General features: G+C 70.0%; 20 protein-coding genes. 4 read left to right on the top strand and 16 right to left on the bottom strand.

The features are described 5' to 3' along the window. Positions 1 to 8: 8 nt before the first annotated feature. Both OG780_RS31190 and OG780_RS31185 read right to left on the bottom strand, forming a co-directional pair. Complete coding sequence (locus OG780_RS31190; protein ID WP_328453773.1) at positions 9 to 692, bottom strand: hypothetical protein; 684 nt, start codon at positions 690 to 692, stop codon at positions 9 to 11. Then, the gene (locus OG780_RS31185; RefSeq protein ID WP_326788485.1) at positions 689 to 826 is read right to left on the bottom strand and encodes a hypothetical protein; all 138 of its coding nucleotides are present in this window, start codon (positions 824 to 826) and stop codon (positions 689 to 691) included. Before OG780_RS31185 ends, OG780_RS31190 begins: the two co-directional genes overlap by 4 nt. 171 nt (positions 827 to 997) lie before the next feature. Between OG780_RS31185 and dapA the strand changes: the two genes are divergently transcribed. Continuing rightward, positions 998 to 1,972 carry a 4-hydroxy-tetrahydrodipicolinate synthase gene (dapA, locus tag OG780_RS31180; RefSeq protein WP_443062238.1) on the top strand — a complete coding sequence of 325 codons (975 nt, stop codon included), beginning with the start codon at positions 998 to 1,000 and terminating at the stop codon, positions 1,970 to 1,972. A gap of 30 nt (positions 1,973 to 2,002) precedes the next feature. Here dapA and OG780_RS31175 read toward each other — a convergent pair whose 3' ends face one another. Then, on the bottom strand, positions 2,003 to 3,241 hold the full coding sequence (locus tag OG780_RS31175) for a WD40 repeat domain-containing protein (protein WP_328453769.1): 1,239 nt from the start codon (positions 3,239 to 3,241) through the stop codon (positions 2,003 to 2,005). Next, complete coding sequence (locus OG780_RS31170; RefSeq protein ID WP_328453767.1) at positions 3,238 to 3,807, bottom strand: SigE family RNA polymerase sigma factor; 570 nt, start codon at positions 3,805 to 3,807, stop codon at positions 3,238 to 3,240. The genes OG780_RS31175 and OG780_RS31170 overlap by 4 nt, the downstream gene beginning before the upstream one ends. A gap of 137 nt (positions 3,808 to 3,944) precedes the next feature. On the opposite strand from OG780_RS31170, the gene OG780_RS31165 reads away from it, so the two are divergent. Beyond that, positions 3,945 to 4,442: a hypothetical protein gene (locus OG780_RS31165; RefSeq protein ID WP_328453765.1), complete on the top strand. Its 498-nt coding sequence runs from the start codon at positions 3,945 to 3,947 to the stop codon at positions 4,440 to 4,442. Between the two features lie 160 nt (positions 4,443 to 4,602). Here OG780_RS31165 and dapD read toward each other — a convergent pair whose 3' ends face one another. The 3 genes from dapD to OG780_RS31150 form a co-directional block, all read right to left on the bottom strand. Continuing rightward, positions 4,603 to 5,592: a 2,3,4,5-tetrahydropyridine-2,6-dicarboxylate N-succinyltransferase gene (gene dapD, locus OG780_RS31160; RefSeq protein ID WP_326788480.1), complete on the bottom strand. Its 990-nt coding sequence runs from the start codon at positions 5,590 to 5,592 to the stop codon at positions 4,603 to 4,605. Between the two features lie 73 nt (positions 5,593 to 5,665). Continuing rightward, on the bottom strand, positions 5,666 to 6,235 hold the full coding sequence (locus OG780_RS31155; RefSeq protein ID WP_326788479.1) for a TetR/AcrR family transcriptional regulator: 570 nt from the start codon (positions 6,233 to 6,235) through the stop codon (positions 5,666 to 5,668). 34 nt (positions 6,236 to 6,269) lie between these two features. Next, the gene (locus OG780_RS31150) at positions 6,270 to 6,590 is read right to left on the bottom strand and encodes a DMT family transporter (RefSeq protein WP_326788478.1); all 321 of its coding nucleotides are present in this window, start codon (positions 6,588 to 6,590) and stop codon (positions 6,270 to 6,272) included. 292 nt (positions 6,591 to 6,882) lie between these two features. Between OG780_RS31150 and OG780_RS31145 the strand changes: the two genes are divergently transcribed. After that, on the top strand, positions 6,883 to 7,944 hold the full coding sequence (locus OG780_RS31145) for a DUF7847 domain-containing protein (RefSeq protein WP_328453762.1): 1,062 nt from the start codon (positions 6,883 to 6,885) through the stop codon (positions 7,942 to 7,944). Here OG780_RS31145 and OG780_RS31140 read toward each other — a convergent pair. Continuing rightward, the gene (locus OG780_RS31140; RefSeq protein ID WP_328453760.1) at positions 7,933 to 8,304 is read right to left on the bottom strand and encodes a VOC family protein; all 372 of its coding nucleotides are present in this window, start codon (positions 8,302 to 8,304) and stop codon (positions 7,933 to 7,935) included. The genes OG780_RS31145 and OG780_RS31140 overlap by 12 nt on opposite strands. 369 nt (positions 8,305 to 8,673) lie before the next feature. On the opposite strand from OG780_RS31140, the gene OG780_RS31135 reads away from it, so the two are divergent. Next, on the top strand, positions 8,674 to 9,627 hold the full coding sequence (locus tag OG780_RS31135) for an AbfB domain-containing protein (RefSeq protein WP_328453758.1): 954 nt from the start codon (positions 8,674 to 8,676) through the stop codon (positions 9,625 to 9,627). 94 nt (positions 9,628 to 9,721) lie between these two features. On the opposite strand, the gene OG780_RS31130 is transcribed toward OG780_RS31135, so the two are convergent. Genes OG780_RS31130 through OG780_RS31095 form a run of 8 tightly spaced genes read right to left on the bottom strand, consistent with a single transcriptional unit; the run spans position 9,722 to position 16,399 of the window. Continuing rightward, entirely contained in the window at positions 9,722 to 10,159 is a 438-nt protein-coding gene (locus tag OG780_RS31130) for a metal-sulfur cluster assembly factor (protein WP_443062237.1), read from the bottom strand. Next, the gene (sufU, locus tag OG780_RS31125; protein WP_151470345.1) at positions 10,156 to 10,620 is read right to left on the bottom strand and encodes a Fe-S cluster assembly sulfur transfer protein SufU; all 465 of its coding nucleotides are present in this window, start codon (positions 10,618 to 10,620) and stop codon (positions 10,156 to 10,158) included. The genes OG780_RS31130 and sufU overlap by 4 nt, the downstream gene beginning before the upstream one ends. Positions 10,621 to 10,636: 16 nt before the next feature. Next, positions 10,637 to 11,893, bottom strand: coding sequence for a cysteine desulfurase (locus OG780_RS31120; RefSeq protein WP_328453753.1), 1,257 nt, complete (start codon positions 11,891 to 11,893; stop codon positions 10,637 to 10,639). After that, a complete protein-coding gene (gene sufC / locus OG780_RS31115; protein WP_326788473.1) occupies positions 11,890 to 12,663 on the bottom strand; it encodes a Fe-S cluster assembly ATPase SufC in 774 nt (257 codons plus the stop codon). Before sufC ends, OG780_RS31120 begins: the two co-directional genes overlap by 4 nt. 7 nt (positions 12,664 to 12,670) lie before the next feature. Then, on the bottom strand, positions 12,671 to 12,994 hold the full coding sequence (locus OG780_RS31110; protein WP_261703358.1) for a bifunctional 3-phenylpropionate/cinnamic acid dioxygenase ferredoxin subunit: 324 nt from the start codon (positions 12,992 to 12,994) through the stop codon (positions 12,671 to 12,673). Beyond that, entirely contained in the window at positions 12,994 to 14,175 is a 1,182-nt protein-coding gene (sufD, locus tag OG780_RS31105; protein WP_328453752.1) for a Fe-S cluster assembly protein SufD, read from the bottom strand. Before sufD ends, OG780_RS31110 begins: the two co-directional genes overlap by 1 nt. 59 nt (positions 14,176 to 14,234) lie before the next feature. Continuing rightward, positions 14,235 to 15,659, bottom strand: coding sequence for a Fe-S cluster assembly protein SufB (gene sufB / locus OG780_RS31100; protein ID WP_326788470.1), 1,425 nt, complete (start codon positions 15,657 to 15,659; stop codon positions 14,235 to 14,237). Then, the gene (locus OG780_RS31095; RefSeq protein WP_328453749.1) at positions 15,656 to 16,399 is read right to left on the bottom strand and encodes a helix-turn-helix transcriptional regulator; all 744 of its coding nucleotides are present in this window, start codon (positions 16,397 to 16,399) and stop codon (positions 15,656 to 15,658) included. Before OG780_RS31095 ends, sufB begins: the two co-directional genes overlap by 4 nt. Positions 16,400 to 16,556 lie beyond the last annotated feature (157 nt).

Below are 16,556 nucleotides of genomic sequence, written 5' to 3'. Positions count from 1 at the left end.
GGCGCGCGCTACCCCTGGGTTCCTCGGTCGTGCAACTGGCCCAACTGACTCTGGAACCAGTCGAGTCGGGCCTGGAGCAGCGCGGCCTCCGCAACCAGCTCGGCCACCCCGAGACCGGCCGTGGCACCCTCAGGACCTTCGACGCCGGCCACGGGACCGTCGACGGCCCGGATCCGCAGGCCCTCACCGGCCAGCCGCGCGAAGGAGGCGAGCGAGAGCGACGTACGGCCGCGCACGCAGCCCGCGCACGCAGCCGTCAGGGCGCGCCAGCCCGGACGCCCCCAGCCGGCATCGGCCAGCGCCGCGGCCACCGCGCCGCAGCCGCAGGGGCCGACGTCGGCGCTGCGCACCCGCTGACGGGCGTAGCGGAATCCCCGCTCGAAGCGGATGTAGGCGCCGAGGACGGAGACTTCGAGGAGAACGGCGGCCCGGTGTTCGGCGGTGCACAGCATCGCCTCGGCGACGGCGGACTCGTGCACGCAGTGGAAGCCGCAGTCACAGCGGCGGTGCGGGGCGCGGTGCCGCCGTCCGTAGACACAGCGCGCCTCGTCCACCACTCCGTACGGCAGGGCGCCACCCAGCGATACGCCGGTGAACCCGGCCCGGGTGCCGTCCTGGGACAGCACCGGGTAGGCGATCTTGTATCCGGTCGGAGGCTCCGTCGGGCGTTCCTCGGGGAGCCGCAGCCTCATCGGCCTGCCGGAACCTCTTCGGGCACGGAGGCGGCCTCCGGCTCCTCGACGAGGTCGGGGAGTTCGGCCGTTTCCTCGTGTGCGTGGACCTGTTCCTCCGCCACTCCGGTGGCGAGTGCCTTGCCGAGCCTCATGACGCCTCCCGCTGTGCCGACGACTGCCGTTCAGGCCATGGTGACCCATGACGCCCCGGTTTGGCACCAGTGCCTCGCTCATCCCCACACCCCTACGTCGTAGCAATCGTTGACGATATCTCGTAGAAGATTTAAGTGGAGCTTCACAATGGAGTGGCCGACACTACGTTCATGACCGTTCCGAGGACCGCTCCCGCGACCCCCGTCCCCCCTGCCCCGGCCGTCGCCGCCACCCCGCACCCGACGCGACCCGCTCCCCCCTTCGGCCGTGCCCTCTGCGCGATGGTCACGCCGTTCACGCGGGAGGGCGCGCTGGATGTCGAGGGCGCGCAGCGGCTCGCCGGGTGGCTGGTGGCCGAGGGGTGCGACGGGCTGGTGCTCTCCGGGACGACGGGCGAGTCGCCGACCACGTCGGACGCCGAGAAGGCCACGCTGGTGCGGGCGGTGCGGGAGGCCGTGGGCGACCGGGCGTCGATCGTGGCGGGGGTGGGGACCGCCGACACCCGGCACACCGTGGAACTGGCCCTGGCGGCCGAGAAGGCGGGCGCGGACGGGCTGTTGGTGGTCGCGCCGTACTACAGCAGGCCTCCGCAGGACGCGGTCGAGGCGCACTTCCGGGAGATCGCGGACGCCTCGGGGCTGCCGCTCATGCTGTACGACATCCCGGGACGCACCGGGACGCGGATCGAGCCGGAGACGATGATCCGGCTCGCGGGGCATCCGCGGATCGTGGCGGTGAAGGACTGCGCGTACGACCTGCTCGGTACGCAAAAGGTGCTGGCCCGGACGGAGTTGGCGTACTACGCGGGCTGCGACGAGTACGTCCTCGCGCTGTACGCGATCGGTGCGGCCGGCTGTGTCAGCACGGTGGCGAACGTCGTGCCGGGCCTGATGCGGGCCGTGCTCGACGCGTTCGACGGCGGCGACACGGCGGGGGCGGCCGGGCTGACGCGGCGGGCCCTGCCGCTGATCGAGGCGATGATGGCGGCGGGCCTGCCCGGCACCGTCACCGCGAAGGCGCTGCTGGCCACGCTCGGACTGCCGGCGGGCCCGGTCCGGGCACCGCTGCGGCCCGCCGGCCGGGAGACGGCCGACGGGCTGCGGGCGGTGCTCGCCCAGGTCACGGACGATTTCGCCGTGGTCTAGGGTCTGTCGTTCGGATCACGCAGCGGGTGCTCAGCGCTCGGCGAAGAGGGGCTCCCAGCGCCCCGCCGAGCCGTCGGTGCCCTTGAGGAAGCCGCTGAGCGGCACCTCTTTGTCACTGCCGATGGTGACCAGCACCAGCCGATTGTGGAACTCGTTCTTCTCGCCCTTGGCGATGTCCCAGGCGATCAGGGACTTGTCGTCGGCCCAGGCGAGGAGCTGCTGGCCGTGGACCTCGGCCAGGTGCTTGCCGGTGCGCGGGTCGAGGATCCAGGAGGAGGTGTACCACTTCTCGCCCGCGAAGTCCCCGGCCATCTTGGTGCCGTCGGGCGACAGGCCGGCCTTGACGAACCAGGTGCGGTACCGCTCTTCGTGGGGCGCGCTCACCTCCCGGCCGGACACGTCGTAGAAGCGATCGCCGGGGGTGATCGACTGCTGGCCCCTGATGGTCCTCCCGTCGCGGCAGAACCCGAAGTCCTGGCGAAGGTTGATCTCGTTGCCCTGGTCGTCCCGTTGCACCCCCACCTCGGCCCAGGAGCCCTTCCCCGACAACACGTCGAAGACATAGAAGCCGGTGCGGGAGGACTTCAGCGACACGGGAATCCTGTTGATGTCATCCATCTTGATCCGCTTGTCGGGATTCTCGCCGTACGTCGTCGCCACGAGTCTCGTGCCGTCGTGCGAGAACTCCAGCCCGCCCACCGGGTGGTCGACCGGAATCCACCGCTCGACCTTGCCGCTCGTGAGGTCGAGCAGCCCGATCCGGTGCGCGGGCAGGTGCCGCTCCAGTACGGCGGCGGTCCGCAGGCCGGGGGCCACGGCGACCCACGACCACCGGGTGTTCTTCTCGTAGTGGCCGGACTTCGGGTCGAGCAGCCAGTAGGTGCGCACCCCGATGCCCTTGTAGATGCCGTCGTGGGCGCTCTGCCAGTCGGTCTTCTGGGTGTAGTAGGCGGCCATCGCCGTTCTCCCGGCCGCGACCAGCTCGTGCACCGGTGACTGTGCCGGGTGCGCCGAGGGCGCCGGGCGCGTGGTGGCCGGCTTGGGGTCCACCCCGCGCAAGGGACGTACGTCGTGCCCTCCGGAGTCCAGGCTCGGCACCGCGATCGCGGCGGTGAGCACCACGACCGCGGCGGCCGCGACGGACGCGATGCGCCGGGTCCGTCGGCGCCGGCGGACGGCGAGCACGCGGTCGGCGAATCCGGGCGGTGTGCGCGGGCCGTCCTCGGCCTGCTCCCGGAGTGTGTCGCGGAGGAGTTCTTCGACGTTCACCGGCGTACCTCCACGGGCGAGAAGTCACGGGACGGCGGCTGCGGCTCGTGCCCCGGGCCGAGCGCGGCCAGTTCGGGGGCGAGCGTCCGCAGCCGGGCGAGCGAGCGATGTGCCGTGGAGCGCACGGTTCCGACGGAGCAGCCGAGGAGCCGGGCCACCTCGGCCTCGGGCAGATCCTCGAAGTAGCGCAGCACGAGCACGGTGCGCTGCCGCGCGGTGAGCCGGGCCAGCGCGCCCCGCATGACGATCCGCAGTTCGGCGGCCGCCGAGGCGTCCGTGCCGGGGACCGCGGGGCCGGACGTCTCGGGCGGTTCGGCGACGCTCAGTTCGCGTCTCGGCCACTTCAGCCGCCAGCGGCTCACCTGCTGCCGGTACAGGATCCGCCGTACGTACGCCTCGGGTTCGTCGATCCGGTTCCAGCGGCCGGCCACCTTGATCAGCGCGTTCTGCAGCAGATCCTCGGCGGCGTGCCGGTCTCCCCCGCTGAGCAGCACCGCCGTCTTCAGCAGCGCGGACGACCTGTTCGCCACGAAGTCCCGGAAGGTCTCATCCGCTTCGGCATCCATCGTCACCTTCTCGTCCCCGGTGGCCCCTTGTGACCCACCCCTGTGCCCCTGGTGACGCGTGCCGCCGTCCCCCGCTATGCCTCCGAGCCGAGAAAATTACGCCCGCCCCCGCCGTCGGCGTCCTCTACGGTGACCCGATGAGCCGCCCCCTGCTGTTCCTCGACGTCGACGGCCCGCTCAATCCGTACGCGGCCCAGAAGGAGCGCCGGCCCGCGGGGTACACCACGATCCGCGTGGCGCTGGAGCCCGGCCGGCCGCTGCGGGTCTGGCTCCACCCCGGTCACGGCCGCGCCCTCCTGGCCCTCGGCTACGACCTGTGCTGGGCCACCACCTGGATGGACTCCGCGAACCGCTGGATCGGCCCCGTGATCGGCCTGCCCGAACTCCCCTACGTCGATTTCACCGGCGCCCTCTTCACCGAGCGCCCCGACGGCGTCCACTGGAAGACGGAGCGCATCGTGGCCTACGCCGAGGGCCGCCCGTTCGCCTGGGTGGACGACGAACAGAGCCCGGCCGACGAGACGTTCGTCTCCGCCCACCACCCGGCCCCCGCCCTGCTGCACCATGTCAACCCCCGGCTGGGCCTGCGCGAACCCGACTTCGCCGCGCTGACGGAGTTCGCGTCCCGGCTGTGAGAACGCCGGACGTCGAGAGATGACGCACGAGCGCCCTCCCGGGCCGTCCTGGGGCCGTGGAAGGGCGCTCGGTGGTGACCGGCGCCGACAACCGCCGGCGGTGCGGCGGCAGTTCGGAGCGACGATCGAGCGGGCGGCCGCGCGGCGCGGCCGCCGTCGGTCAGTTGTGGCTGTGCAGGACCTCGTTCAGGCCGCCCCAGACCGCGTTGTTCGGGCGGGCCTCCACGGTTCCGGTGACCGAGTTGCGGCGGAAGAGGATGTTCGAAGCCCCGGACAGCTCGCGGGCCTTGACGATGTCCCCGTCGGGCATCGTCACGCGCGTGCCGGCGGTGACGTACAGCCCGGCCTCGACCACGCACTCGTCGCCGAGAGCGATCCCGACGCCCGCCTCCGCGCCGACGAGGCAGCGCTCGCCGATGGTGATCCGGACGTTGCCGCCGCCCGAGAGGGTGCCCATGGTGGACGCGCCGCCGCCGATGTCCGAACCATCGCCGACGACGACACCGGCCGAGATGCGGCCCTCGACCATGGAGGTGCCGAGCGTGCCCGCGTTGAAGTTCACGAAGCCCTCGTGCATGACGGTCGTGCCCGCGGCGAGGTGCGCGCCGAGGCGCACCCGGTCGGCGTCGGCGATGCGGACGCCCTTGGGCGCGACGTAGTCCGTCATGCGGGGGAACTTGTCGATGGAGGTCACCTGGAGGTGCAGGCCCGCGGCGCGCGCGTTCAGCCGGACCTTCTCGACGTCGTCGACGGCGACCGGACCGAGCGAGGTCCAGGCGACGTTGGCGAGCAGCCCGAACAGGCCGTCCAGGTTCTGGCCGTGCGGCTTGACCAGGCGGTGCGAGAGGAGGTGCAGACGCAGGTACGCGTCGTGCGCGTCGAGCGGCTTGTCGTCCAGCGAGGCGATGACCGTACGGACCGCGACGACCTCGACGCCCCGGCGGGCGTCCGGGCCGATGGCCTGCGCGGCTCCCTCGCCGAGCAGTTCCACGGCCCGCTCGGCGGACAGCCGCTCGGTGCCGGACGGGCCGGGGCCCTCGGACAGTTCGGGTGCGGGGAACCAGGTGTCGAGAACGGTGCCGTCGGCGGTGAGGGTGGCGAGCCCGGCGGCGACGGCGCCGGTGGTACGAGAAGCAGTCGTGTCGGTCATGAGTGCAACCTAACTTGGCGGGGGCCGCGCGGGCGAACCGGTGCGCGGGGCGTCTCGGTGAGCGGGCGTCCGGTCACCGGCCGGGACCGTCCGCGGCCCCCTCGCGGCCCCGCAGGATCCGCGCCAGCGCCTCCCGGGCGTACCCCTCGTCGTACGGCGTCCCGGTCAGCAGTACCTGGAGGCAGATCCCGTCCAGCAGGGCGACGAGCGCCCGTGCGGTGACCGCGTCGGTGCGGTGGGTCAGTGGTCCGACGAGGCTGTCGATCCACTCGGCGGCCACCGGGCGCAGCGCGGGTCTGCGGAGGGCGGCGAGGTAGAGCTCGTACTCCAGCTCCACGCCCGTGCGGTCGCCGGCCAGCCATTCGCCGGTCAGTCCGGCGAGTTCGGCGGCCAGGTCCGCGCGGGTGTCCTCCAGGGTGCCGCGGGCGGCGACCACCTCGGCGAAGCCCTCGTTCGCCTGGCGCAGGGCGGCGACCATGAGTTCGTCGAGGGTCGTGAAGTGGTACGTGGTGGAGCCGAGCGGTACGTCGGCCTCGGCCGCGACGGAGCGGTGGCTGAGCCCGGCGATGCCTTTGGCGCCGACGACCCGGATCGCCGCGTCGATGATCCGCTGCCGCCGCTCGGGGTCATGGCGCCGCGCCATCACGGTGCGCCGTCCGCCGTGCCGGGCCCGGCCATCAGTGCGCACCGCCCAGGTTCAGCAGGACGACCCCGCCGATGATCAGTACGATCCCGGCGGCCTTCGCGGCCGTGAGCCCCTCACCGAGGAACAGCATGCCGATCGCGGCGATGGCGGCGGTGCCGACGCCTGCCCAGATCGCGTACGCCGTGCCGACCGACACGGTCTTCAGGGTCTGCGCCAGCAGCGCGAAGGCGACGACGTATCCGAGGACGGTCAGCAGGGACGGCCACAGCCTGCTGAAGCCCTCCGTGTACTTCATCGCGGTGGTCGCGCCGACCTCCGCCGCGATGGCACCGGCGAGCAGTACGTATCCCATGCGTACGACTGTACACATGGGATACGCGAATGTGTACGGGTGTACGCATCCGACACCCGTGGCCGTCCGCGTACGGATCCCGTATATGCCATGGGCACCATGCGTCCCAGCGGATATCGTTCGCGATCACAAGGGGGCCGGAGTCGAACAGACTCCCGACAGCATATGGAGCGCGAGGGGCATGTCGGACAGTTCTGGATGGGGGCCGTCAGGGCCGTCGGGACCTTACTGGGGGACTCCGGGCGGCTGGGGCTGGATGCCACCACCGCCGCCGCCACCGCCCAAGCCGGGTGTGATCCCCCTGGCTCCGCTCGGCGTGGACCACATCCTCGGTGGCGCCTTCGTCACGATGCGCCGCTACGCGAAGCCGCTGTTCGGACTCGCCCTCGCGGGCGTCGTGGTCCTGGCGGCCCTGACACTGGGCCTGCAAGTCCTCGTCTTCCACTCGACGAAGGATCGGATGGACCGCATGTCCGCGGCGCCCCGATCCATCGACCCGACCGATCTGCGCACCGTCCTGATCGCGTTCGGCTTCGTGTGGGCCGTGAGCATGCTGGTCTCGCTGGTGGCGAGCTCCTTCATCCAGGCCTCGTCCACGGCCACCCTGCACGACGCCGTCCTCGGGCGCCGGGTCCCCATCGGTGCCGTGTGGAAGCGCGCCTGGTCGCGTACCCCGTCCGTTCTCGGGGTGACCCTGCTGATGGGCGTGTTCATAGCGATTCCGATGGCGCTGTTCGCCTTGATGTTCTTCGGGCTGATGATGGCCGCGGCCTCGAACGGCGAGCCGTTCGTCCCGGCCGGTCTCGCCTTCCTGCTCCTGCTGCTCTCGGTGCCGCTGGTGCTCTGGCTGCTCGTCCGGTTCAGCTTCGCCCCGGCCGCCGCCGTGCTGGAGGGGGCGTCCCCCTTGACCGCGCTGCGTCGATCGGCGCGGCTGGTGCGCGGGGCGTGGTGGCGCACGTTCGGCATCACACTGCTGGGCGGTCTGATCGCGTGCATCGTCGCCATCGTGGTCAACGTGCCGTTCAGGTTCGCGATGCCGACCCCGCAGCCGTACACCGCCTCGACGCGGACATCCGTGAGCATGAGCGAGGTCTACGTCCAGTCGCTGCCCGACCTGGGACCGGCCCTGGTGCTCTCGGCGATCGCCGGTGTCTTCGCCCAGGTGTTCTTCATGGTGTTCATGCCGCTGGTGACCAGCCTGCTGTACATCGACCAGCGCATCCGCAGGGAGGGGCTGGCGGACGTACTGATGCGCGCGGCCGGCACGGGGACGCCCGGTGGACCCGGTGGGCCCGAAGCCCCCGGGGGATCTGCCGCACCCGGTGGGCCGCAGGCACCCGGATCAATCGAGTAGCGACTTCTTCGGGCGCAGCACGCAGAACTCGTTGCCCTCGGGATCGGCGAGGACGGTCCACGTCACGTCCTCGCCCTGCCCCACGTCGGCCCGGCTCGCCCCGAGGGCGAGGATCCGCTCGACCTCGGCGGCCCGGTCGTCCGGCGTGAGATCGATGTGGAGCCGGTTCTTGACGGTCTTGCGCTCGCCGACGGGCACGAAGCAGATTCCGGGGAGCGCGTTCGCGTCGGCGCCGATGACGATCTCGTCCTCGTCCTCGTCCTCGAACAACACCTGCCAGTCGAGGACCTGACACCAGAAGCGGGCGAGCGCCGGCAGGTCGTGGGCGTTGATGACCAGTTGGTAGAAAGAGACTGCCATGAACGGCAGTCTCCCCCGGCGGCAGAGGCTCCGCCACCGCCACCGGGACACACCCACGGGCACACACCGGCGGCCGCACCGGGACAGGCCCTGGCGCAACCGCCGGCGGCCCCTCACCCGGAAGGGGCCTCTCCCCCGCCCAACTCCCGTGGCTCTGTGGGTGATTGCCCGAGAAAAGCCGTGGCGGTTCCCGGTATCGGTGCGGTAAACGACTGCTCAGTAGTCACCGGTTCCACTACTGTTTCACCAGCCGCACACCGGGTCTCCATGACCGCCCGCTCCGTGTGCCGCGTCCTCCGCCCCCTCGCTTCGCCCCTCACGCGCTCGCCCTCCCCCCCCCCCCCCCCCCCCCCCCGCTTAGGAACGCGCATGCCAGAAGTGACGCCCGGATCCGGTCCCGACGGGTCCACCCCCTCCAGGGAGATCGCGCCCTGGTACCCCACCCCGCGCGGCGCGCCCTACCCCGTGTCGACCGACCTCGTACCCGTGTCCCCCACGCCCTGGGAGGCCCTCGGGGCGGACGACGAGGGCAGGCTGCCGGGAACACGCCGGCTCTGGCTGGCCTGTGGGCTCGCGGCGGCCGTCACGATCGCCGTCGTCGCCGTGATCTCCGTACAGGCGAACTCTTCTGACGCCTCGTCACGCCAGGCGGGCAACAGGACCGCGGCCGACACGGCGAACCCCTTCCTCTTCGGCGCGCCCGCGGGAGCGACCACGGCCCCGGCGGGCAAGGACGCGCTGTCCTCGCCGGAGACCTCACGCCCGGCCTCGGCGGATTCCGCGTCGCCTGGTTCCGTGTCGCCGGATCCGTCGGACCAGGGTTCCGACAGCGGGACCGCCCCCGGGAAGTCGACGCCCGCCGCCTCCGGCAGCGCTTCCGCACCCCGGCAGGCCTCGCGGCTGAAGTCCGTCCAGGCGGTCAACTACCCCGACCGGTACTGGCATCTGAGCGACGGTCAGGTACGGCTCGACCCGGTCGGCTCCGACAGCCCGGCCGCGACCCGGCGGGCCGCCAGCTTCAAGGTGGTTCCAGGACTGGCGAAGTCCTCCTGCTACTCCTTCGCCACCACCGACGGCTCCTACCTGCGCCACCGCGACTTCATCCTGCGCGCCGACCGCGACGACGGCTCCGCGCTCTTCCGGGAGGACGCCACCTTCTGCCCCCGGGCCTCCTCCCGCTCGGGCGCCGTCATGCTGGAGGCGGTCAACTACCCGGGCCGTTTCCTGCGCCACCGCAACTTCCGGCTCGTCCTCGGGCGTTACGAGCGCGACAGGCTCTACGGGGAGGACTCCGCGTTCCGCCTGGTGCAGGGCCTGGCCTGAGCCCAGGGCGCCCACCGGGGAAACGCGACGGGGCGGCACCCGAAGGTGCCGCCCCGTGCGAGGTACTCGAAGGCCGAAGCCCTGGACCGAGGACTCAGACGTTGAACCCGAGCGCGCGAAGCTGCTCGCGGCCGTCGTCCGTGATCTTGTCCGGGCCCCACGGCGGCATCCAGACCCAGTTGATGCGCAGCTCGTTGACGAGACCGTCCGTGGCGGACTTGGCCTGGTCCTCGATGACGTCGGTGAGCGGGCAGGCCGCGGACGTCAGGGTCATATCGATCGTCGCGATGTTCGCGTCGTCGATGTGGATGCCGTAGATGAGGCCGAGGTTGACGACGTCGATACCCAGCTCGGGGTCGACGACGTCGTAGAGCGCCTCGCGGACCTCTTCCTCCGAGGCGGGCTTCGTCGTCAGGCTCCCGCCCGGCGCCGCGGCGGTCGCGCCGGACGCGGCCACGGACTCGTCCGACGTCACGACGGTCTCGTCCGACGTCACGACGGTCTCGTCCGATGTCACAGTGTTCTCGCTCATGCCGTCTTCCTCTCGGCGCTCTCGCCCAGAGCCTGGGCCGTCGCGTCCTTCCACGCCATCCAGCTGAGGAGGGCGCACTTGACCCGGGCCGGGTACTTGGAGACACCGGCGAACGCGACCGCGTCCTCCAGCACCTCCTCCATCGCGTCGTCGGGCTCGATACGGCCCTTGGACTGCATCAGCTCCAGGAAGGTCTCCTGGATCTTCTGCGCGTCGGACACGTCCTTGCCGACCAGGAGGTCGTTCAGAACGGAGGCCGAGGCCTGGCTGATCGAGCAGCCCTGGCCCTCGTACGAGATGTCCTCGATCCGCTCTCCGTCGTACTTCACGCGCAGGGTGATCTCGTCACCGCACGTGGGATTGACGTGGTGCACCTCGGCGTCGCCGTCCCGGAGACCGCGCCCGTGCGGGTGCTTGTAGTGGTCCAGGATGACTTCCTGGTACATCGAATCCAGCTTCACGTTCCCAGCCAGCCCCTCAGCCGAAGAAGTTCCGTACGTGCTCCAGGCCGTCGATCAGAGCGTCGATCTCGGACGGCGTGGAGTACAGGTAGAACGACGCCCGCGTGGTCGCAGGAATTCCGTACCGCAGGCAGACCGGACGGGCGCAGTGGTGACCGACCCGGACCGCGATGCCCTGCTCGTCGAGAACCTGGCCCACGTCGTGCGGGTGGATGTCGCCCAGCGTGAACGAGATCGCCGCGCCGCGGTCCTCGGCCGTGGTGGGGCCGATGATCCTCAGGTCGGGGACCTCCGCGAGCCGCTTCACCGCGTACTCGGTGAGCGCGTGCTCGTGGGCGAGGATCTTGTCCATGCCGATCGCCGAGAGATAGTCGATCGCCGCGCCCAGACCGACCGCCTGCGCGATCGGCGGGGTGCCCGCCTCGAACTTGTGCGGCGCCGGCGCGTACGTCGACGAGTGCATCGACACGGTCTCGATCATCTCGCCGCCGCCGAGGAACGGCGGGAGGTCCTCCAGGAGTTCCTGGCGGCCCCAGAGGATGCCGATACCCGTCGGACCGCACATCTTGTGACCGGTGAAGGCCACGAAGTCGGCCTGGAGGGCCTGGACGTCGAGCGGCATGTGCGGCGCGGCCTGCGACGCGTCGATCAGGACCAGGGCGCCGACCTCCTGGGCTCGGCGCACTATCGCCTCGACCGGGTTCACGGTGCCCAGGATGTTCGACACCAGCACGAAGGAGACGATCTTCGTCTTCTCCGTGATGATCTCGTCGATGTTCGACAGGTCGAGACGGCCGTCGTCGGTGAGGCCGAACCACTTCAGCTTCGCGCCGGTGCGCTGCGAGAGCAGCTGCCACGGAACGATGTTGGAGTGGTGCTCCATCTCGGTGATGACGATCTCGGTCTCGTGGTCCACGCGGTAGGGCTCGTCGGCCCAGCCCAGCATGTTGGCCACGAGGTTGAGCGACTCGGAGGCGTTCTTGGTGAAGATCACCTCGTCGCGGCTCGGCGCGTTGATGAACGCGGCGACCTTGTCGCGCGCGCCCTCGTACAGCGCCGTGGCCTCCTCGGCGAGCACATGCACACCGCGGTGGACGTTGGCGTTGTAGCGCTCGTAGTACTCGTTCAGGGCGTCCAGCACCTGGCGCGGCTTCTGCGAGGTCGCCGCGTTGTCCAGGTACACGATCTTCTTACCGTCGTGGACCTGACGGTCCAGGATGGGGAAGTCCTTGCGGATCGCCTCGGTGTCGAGGAGGCCCGGCAGCTGTGTCACGCGGATACGCCGCCCTTCGCGTCGAGTGCGTACGACTCGTAGCCCTCGTTCTCCAGCTTGTCCGCGAGCTCGGCGCCGCCGGACTCGACGATGCGGCCGCCGGAGAACACGTGCACGAAGTCGGGCTTGATGTAGCGCAGGATGCGCGTGTAGTGGGTGATGAGCAGGGTGCCCACCTCACCGGTCTCGCGGACGCGGTTGACGCCCTCGGAGACGACGCGCAGGGCGTCGACGTCCAGGCCGGAGTCGGTCTCGTCGAGGATCGCGATCTTCGGCTTGAGCAGCTCCAGCTGAAGGATCTCGTGGCGCTTCTTCTCACCGCCGGAGAAGCCCTCGTTGACGTTGCGCTCGGCGAAGGCCGGGTCCATGGAGAGGCGCGCCATGGTCTCCTTGACCTCCTTCACCCACGTGCGCAGCTTGGGGGCCTCGCCGCGGACGGCGGTGGCGGAGGTGCGCAGGAAGTTGGAGACCGAGACGCCGGGAATCTCGACCGGGTACTGCATCGCGAGGAACAGGCCCGCGCGGGCACGCTCGTCGACGGACATCTCCAGGACGTTCTCGCCGTCGAGGGTGACGGTGCCGCCGGTGATCGTGTACTTGGGGTGGCCCGCGAGCGAGTAGGCGAGGGTCGACTTGCCGGAGCCGTTCGGGCCCATGATGGCGTGCGTCTCGCCCTGCTTCACGGTCAGGTCGACGCCCTTGAGGATCTCCTTCGTGGCGTTGTCGGCCTCGACGGTGACGTGCAGGTCGTGGATTTCAAGCGTTGCCATGGGTTCCTCAGGACTCCTGGTTGAGGGAGACGAGCACGTCGTCCCCTTCGATCTGAACGGGGTATACGGGGACGGGGCGCGTCGCGGGAAGGCCGGACGGCTTGCCGGTGCGGAGGTCGAACGCGGAACCGTGCAGCCAGCACTCGATCTGACAGTCCTCCACCTCGCCCTCGGAGAGCGAGACGTTCGCGTGCGAGCAGATGTCGTTGATCGCGAACACCTCCCCCTCGGTCTTCACGACCGAGACCGGCGTGCCGTCGAGTTCCACCCTTTTCGGGGTGTTCTCCTCCAGCTCGCTCAGCCCACAGACGCGCACGAAGGTGCCGGGCATCAGAGCGACGCCTCCAGCTCCTCGTCGATCTTCACGAGAAGGCGCTCTTCGATGTCGTCGACACCGATCTGCTGGACCAGCCCGGCGAAGAAGCCTCGGACCACCAGACGGCGGGCCTCGTCGGCGGGGATGCCGCGGGCCATCAGGTAGAAGAGCTGCTCGTCGTCGAAGCGGCCGGTCGCGGAGGCGTGGCCGGCGCCGACGATCTCACCGGTCTCGATCTCCAGGTTCGGCACGGAGTCGACGCGGGCGCCGTCGGTCAGAACCAGGTTGCGGTTCATCTCGTAGGTGTCCGTGCCCTCGGCCTTGGCCTCGATGAGGACGTCACCGATCCAGACCGCGTGCGCGCCCTCGCCCTGCAGCGCGCCCTTGTACATGACGTTGGACTTGCAGTGCGGGGTGTTGTGGTCGACCAGGAGGCGGTGCTCCTGGTGCTGGCCGGCGTCCGTGAAGTACAGGCCGAACAGCTCGGCCTCGCCGCCGGTGCCCGCGTAGGCGATGCGCGGGTGGAGGCGTACGAGGTCGCCGCCGAAGGTGACCACGAAGGACTTGAAGGTGGCGTCGCGGCCGATCAGCGCGTTGTGCTGGCCGACGTGGACGGCCGTGTCGTCCCAGTCCTGGACGGAGACGACGGTCAGCTTGGCGCCGTCGCCGAGGACGTAGTCGACGTTGGCGGCGAGCACCGCGTCACCGGTGTGGTCGATGACGACGACGGCCTCGGCAAAGGCTCCCAGCTCGATGACCTGGTGGCCGTAGGCGACCCCGCCCTCGCCGTGCACGGCGATCCGGATGGGCTCGGTGAGCACCGTCTCCTTGGGGACGGTGACGACACCGGCCTTCTCGAAGGCCGAGTACGCCTGGGCGGCGACGCGGTCGACGGGGGTGCCGGCCTTGCCGATCCGCGCGTCGTCGCGGGTGACGGTCTCGACGGTGACGCCCTCGGGGGCCTCGACGTCGATCCGTACACCTTCGCCGGTCGCGACGGCGGTGCCGTCGTGCAGCCCGCGCAGGCGCTCCAGCGGCGTGAACCGCCACTCCTCCTCGCGGCCGTGGGGGACCGGGAAGTCCGCCACGTCGAAGGAGGGGGGCGCGCTCATGCGCGTGGCGACGGTCGACTCGGCGGCCACCGCGATCTGGCCGGCGGTCGTGCTGCCCACCGGAATGTTCTGAGCCTCAGCCATGGCTGTCGGTCTGCTCGCTTTCTTACGTGAGTGGCTTGATGGATACGGCGGGCCGGCGCTTAGCCGACCGAGCCTTCCATCTGGAGCTCGATCAGCCGGTTGAGCTCGAGGGCGTACTCCATGGGCAGTTCCTTGGCGATCGGCTCGACGAAGCCGCGCACGATCATCGCCATCGCCTCGAACTCCGTCAGACCGCGGCTCATCAGGTAGAAGAGCTGGTCCTCGGAGACCTTGGAGACGGTCGCCTCGTGGCCCATGGACACGTCGTCCTCGCGGACGTCCACGTACGGGTACGTGTCCGAGCGGGAGATGGTGTCGACGAGCAGCGCGTCGCACAGCACGTTCGACTTCGAGCCGTGGGCGCCCTCGCCGATCTCGACGAGACCACGGTAGGACGTACGGCCGCCACCGCGCGCCACGGACTTCGAGACGATGTTCGAGGAGGTGTTCGGCGCCATGTGGACCATCTTGGAGCCGGCGTCCTGGTGCTGTCCCTCGCCCGCGAAGGCGATGGACAGGGTCTCGCCCTTGGCGTGCTCGCCCATCAGGTAGACGGCCGGGTACTTCATGGTGACCTTGGAACCGATGTTGCCGTCGATCCACTCCATGGTCGCGCCCTCGTACGCCACGGCGCGCTTGGTGACCAGGTTGTAGACGTTGTTCGACCAGTTCTGGATCGTCGTGTAGCGGCAGCGGCCGCCCTTCTTCACGATGATCTCGACCACCGCGGAGTGCAGGGAGTCCGAGGAGTAGATCGGCGCCGTACAACCCTCGACGTAGTGGACGTAGGCGTCCTCGTCGACGATGATCAGCGTCCGCTCGAACTGGCCCATGTTCTCCGTGTTGATACGGAAGTAGGCCTGGAGCGGAATCTCGACGTGCACACCCTTCGGCACGTAGATGAACGAGCCTCCGGACCACACCGCGGTGTTCAGCGACGCGAACTTGTTGTCACCGACCGGGATGACCGTGCCGAAGTACTCCTTGAAGAGCTCCGGGTGCTCCTTGAGCGCCGTGTCGGTGTCCATGAAGATGACACCCTGCGCCTCGAGCTCTTCGTTGATCTGGTGGTAGACGACCTCGGACTCGTACTGGGCCGCGACACCGGCGACGAGGCGCTGCTTCTCCGCCTCGGGGATGCCGAGCTTGTCGTACGTGTTCTTGATGTCCTCGGGCAGGTCCTCCCAGGACTCCGCCTGCTTCTCCGTGGAGCGCACGAAGTACTTGATGTTGTCGAAGTCGATGCCCGACAGGTCGGAACCCCAGTTGGGCATGGGCTTCTTGCCGAAGAGGCGCAGACCCTTGAGACGGAGCTTGGTCATCCACTCCGGCTCGTTCTTCTTCGCAGAGATGTCGCGGACGACGTCCTCGTTGATACCTCGCTTGGCGGAGGCACCGGCCACGTCGGAGTCGGCCCAGCCGTATTCGTACGTGCCCAGACCCTCGAGCTCGGGGTGGGCAGTCTCCTCGATGGGGAGCGTCATGCGGGGTTCCTCCCGGCGGTGCTTGCAGATGCGTTGTGAGTGTCGTGCGAAATCTTGGGGATGAACGTCGTGCACACCCCGTCGCCGTGGGCGATGGTGGCCAGTCGCTGGACGTGCGTGCCGAGCAGCTGGGAGAAGAACTCCGTCTCCGCCTCGCACAGCTGCGGGAACCGCTCGGCGACGTGCGCCACCGGGCAGTGGTGCTGGCAGAGCTGCTCGCCGACCGGTGCGCTGCGCGCCGTGGCAGCGTACCCGTCCGCACTGAGGGCCTTGGCCAGGGCTTCCGTGCGTTCCTCGGGCGTCGCGGCCTCGATGGCCTCGCGGTACGCCCCGGCCTGCGCGGCGATCCGGGCGCGGGCGAAGGAGAGGATCGCGTCGTCCCCGCCCTCGCGCTCGGCGATCCAGCGCAGGGCGTCCTCGGCGAGCTTGTCGTAGGACTGGTCGAAGGCGTCCCGGCCACAGTCGGTCAGGGCGAACACCTTGGCGGGACGGCCACGTGTCCGCGCTCCGTAGACCCGCTGCTCGCGCGCCTCCACGACGTCGTCGGCGACCAGCGCGTCCAGATGACGGCGTACGGCGGCATGGGTCAGGCCCAGTCGGCCCGCCAGGTCGGCGACGGTCGACGGGCCGTGGTCCAGGATGGACCGCGCGATCCGGTTGCGCGTCGAGCGCTCACCGGTCGCGAGTTCCTCCTGCGGGGGCCCCGTGGGGGTCTCCCGAGCCTCGCCAACGTTTTTCACAACACCATTGTTGCGTAATTCCTCAGGGCCTGACAAGCCGCACCCTCCGGGGCGGGCGGTGCGCTGCATCACTTAGGTATACCTAACGTGACCTGGGCAAACGATCTTTGATCGATCAATCCGCTGGCGTCCGGACGGCCTCTCGGGAAGACTCCGG

It is taken from the genome of Streptomyces sp. NBC_00386, from assembly GCF_036063235.1.
Classification (GTDB): Bacteria; Actinomycetota; Actinomycetes; order Streptomycetales; family Streptomycetaceae; genus Streptomyces.
Note: the sequence above shows the minus strand (reverse complement) of the source record. Positions and strands in the feature narration are given on the sequence as shown.

Excerpts from the sequence above, each read along its gene's own strand:
- dapA (WP_443062238.1), top strand. The coding sequence starts at position 998 with ATGACCGTTCCGAGGACCGCTCCCGCGACCCCCGTCCCCCCTGCCCCG.
- OG780_RS31170 (WP_328453767.1), bottom strand. The coding sequence starts at position 3,807 with ATGGATGCCGAAGCGGATGAGACCTTCCGGGACTTCGTGGCGAACAGG.
- OG780_RS31130 (WP_443062237.1), bottom strand. The coding sequence starts at position 10,159 with ATGAGCGAGAACACTGTGACATCGGACGAGACCGTCGTGACGTCGGAC.
- sufB (WP_326788470.1), bottom strand. The coding sequence starts at position 15,659 with ATGACGCTCCCCATCGAGGAGACTGCCCACCCCGAGCTCGAGGGTCTG.
- OG780_RS31165 (WP_328453765.1), top strand. The coding sequence starts at position 3,945 with ATGAGCCGCCCCCTGCTGTTCCTCGACGTCGACGGCCCGCTCAATCCG.
- OG780_RS31110 (WP_261703358.1), bottom strand. The coding sequence starts at position 12,994 with ATGCCCGGCACCTTCGTGCGCGTCTGTGGGCTGAGCGAGCTGGAGGAG.
- OG780_RS31190 (WP_328453773.1), bottom strand. The coding sequence starts at position 692 with ATGAGGCTGCGGCTCCCCGAGGAACGCCCGACGGAGCCTCCGACCGGA.
- OG780_RS31150 (WP_326788478.1), bottom strand. The coding sequence starts at position 6,590 with ATGGGATACGTACTGCTCGCCGGTGCCATCGCGGCGGAGGTCGGCGCG.
- OG780_RS31185 (WP_326788485.1), bottom strand. The coding sequence starts at position 826 with ATGAGGCTCGGCAAGGCACTCGCCACCGGAGTGGCGGAGGAACAGGTC.
- OG780_RS31155 (WP_326788479.1), bottom strand. The coding sequence starts at position 6,235 with ATGGCGCGGCGCCATGACCCCGAGCGGCGGCAGCGGATCATCGACGCG.
- OG780_RS31140 (WP_328453760.1), bottom strand. The coding sequence starts at position 8,304 with ATGGCAGTCTCTTTCTACCAACTGGTCATCAACGCCCACGACCTGCCG.
- OG780_RS31135 (WP_328453758.1), top strand. The coding sequence starts at position 8,674 with ATGCCAGAAGTGACGCCCGGATCCGGTCCCGACGGGTCCACCCCCTCC.
- dapD (WP_326788480.1), bottom strand. The coding sequence starts at position 5,592 with ATGACCGACACGACTGCTTCTCGTACCACCGGCGCCGTCGCCGCCGGG.
- sufD (WP_328453752.1), bottom strand. The coding sequence starts at position 14,175 with ATGGCTGAGGCTCAGAACATTCCGGTGGGCAGCACGACCGCCGGCCAG.
- sufC (WP_326788473.1), bottom strand. The coding sequence starts at position 12,663 with ATGGCAACGCTTGAAATCCACGACCTGCACGTCACCGTCGAGGCCGAC.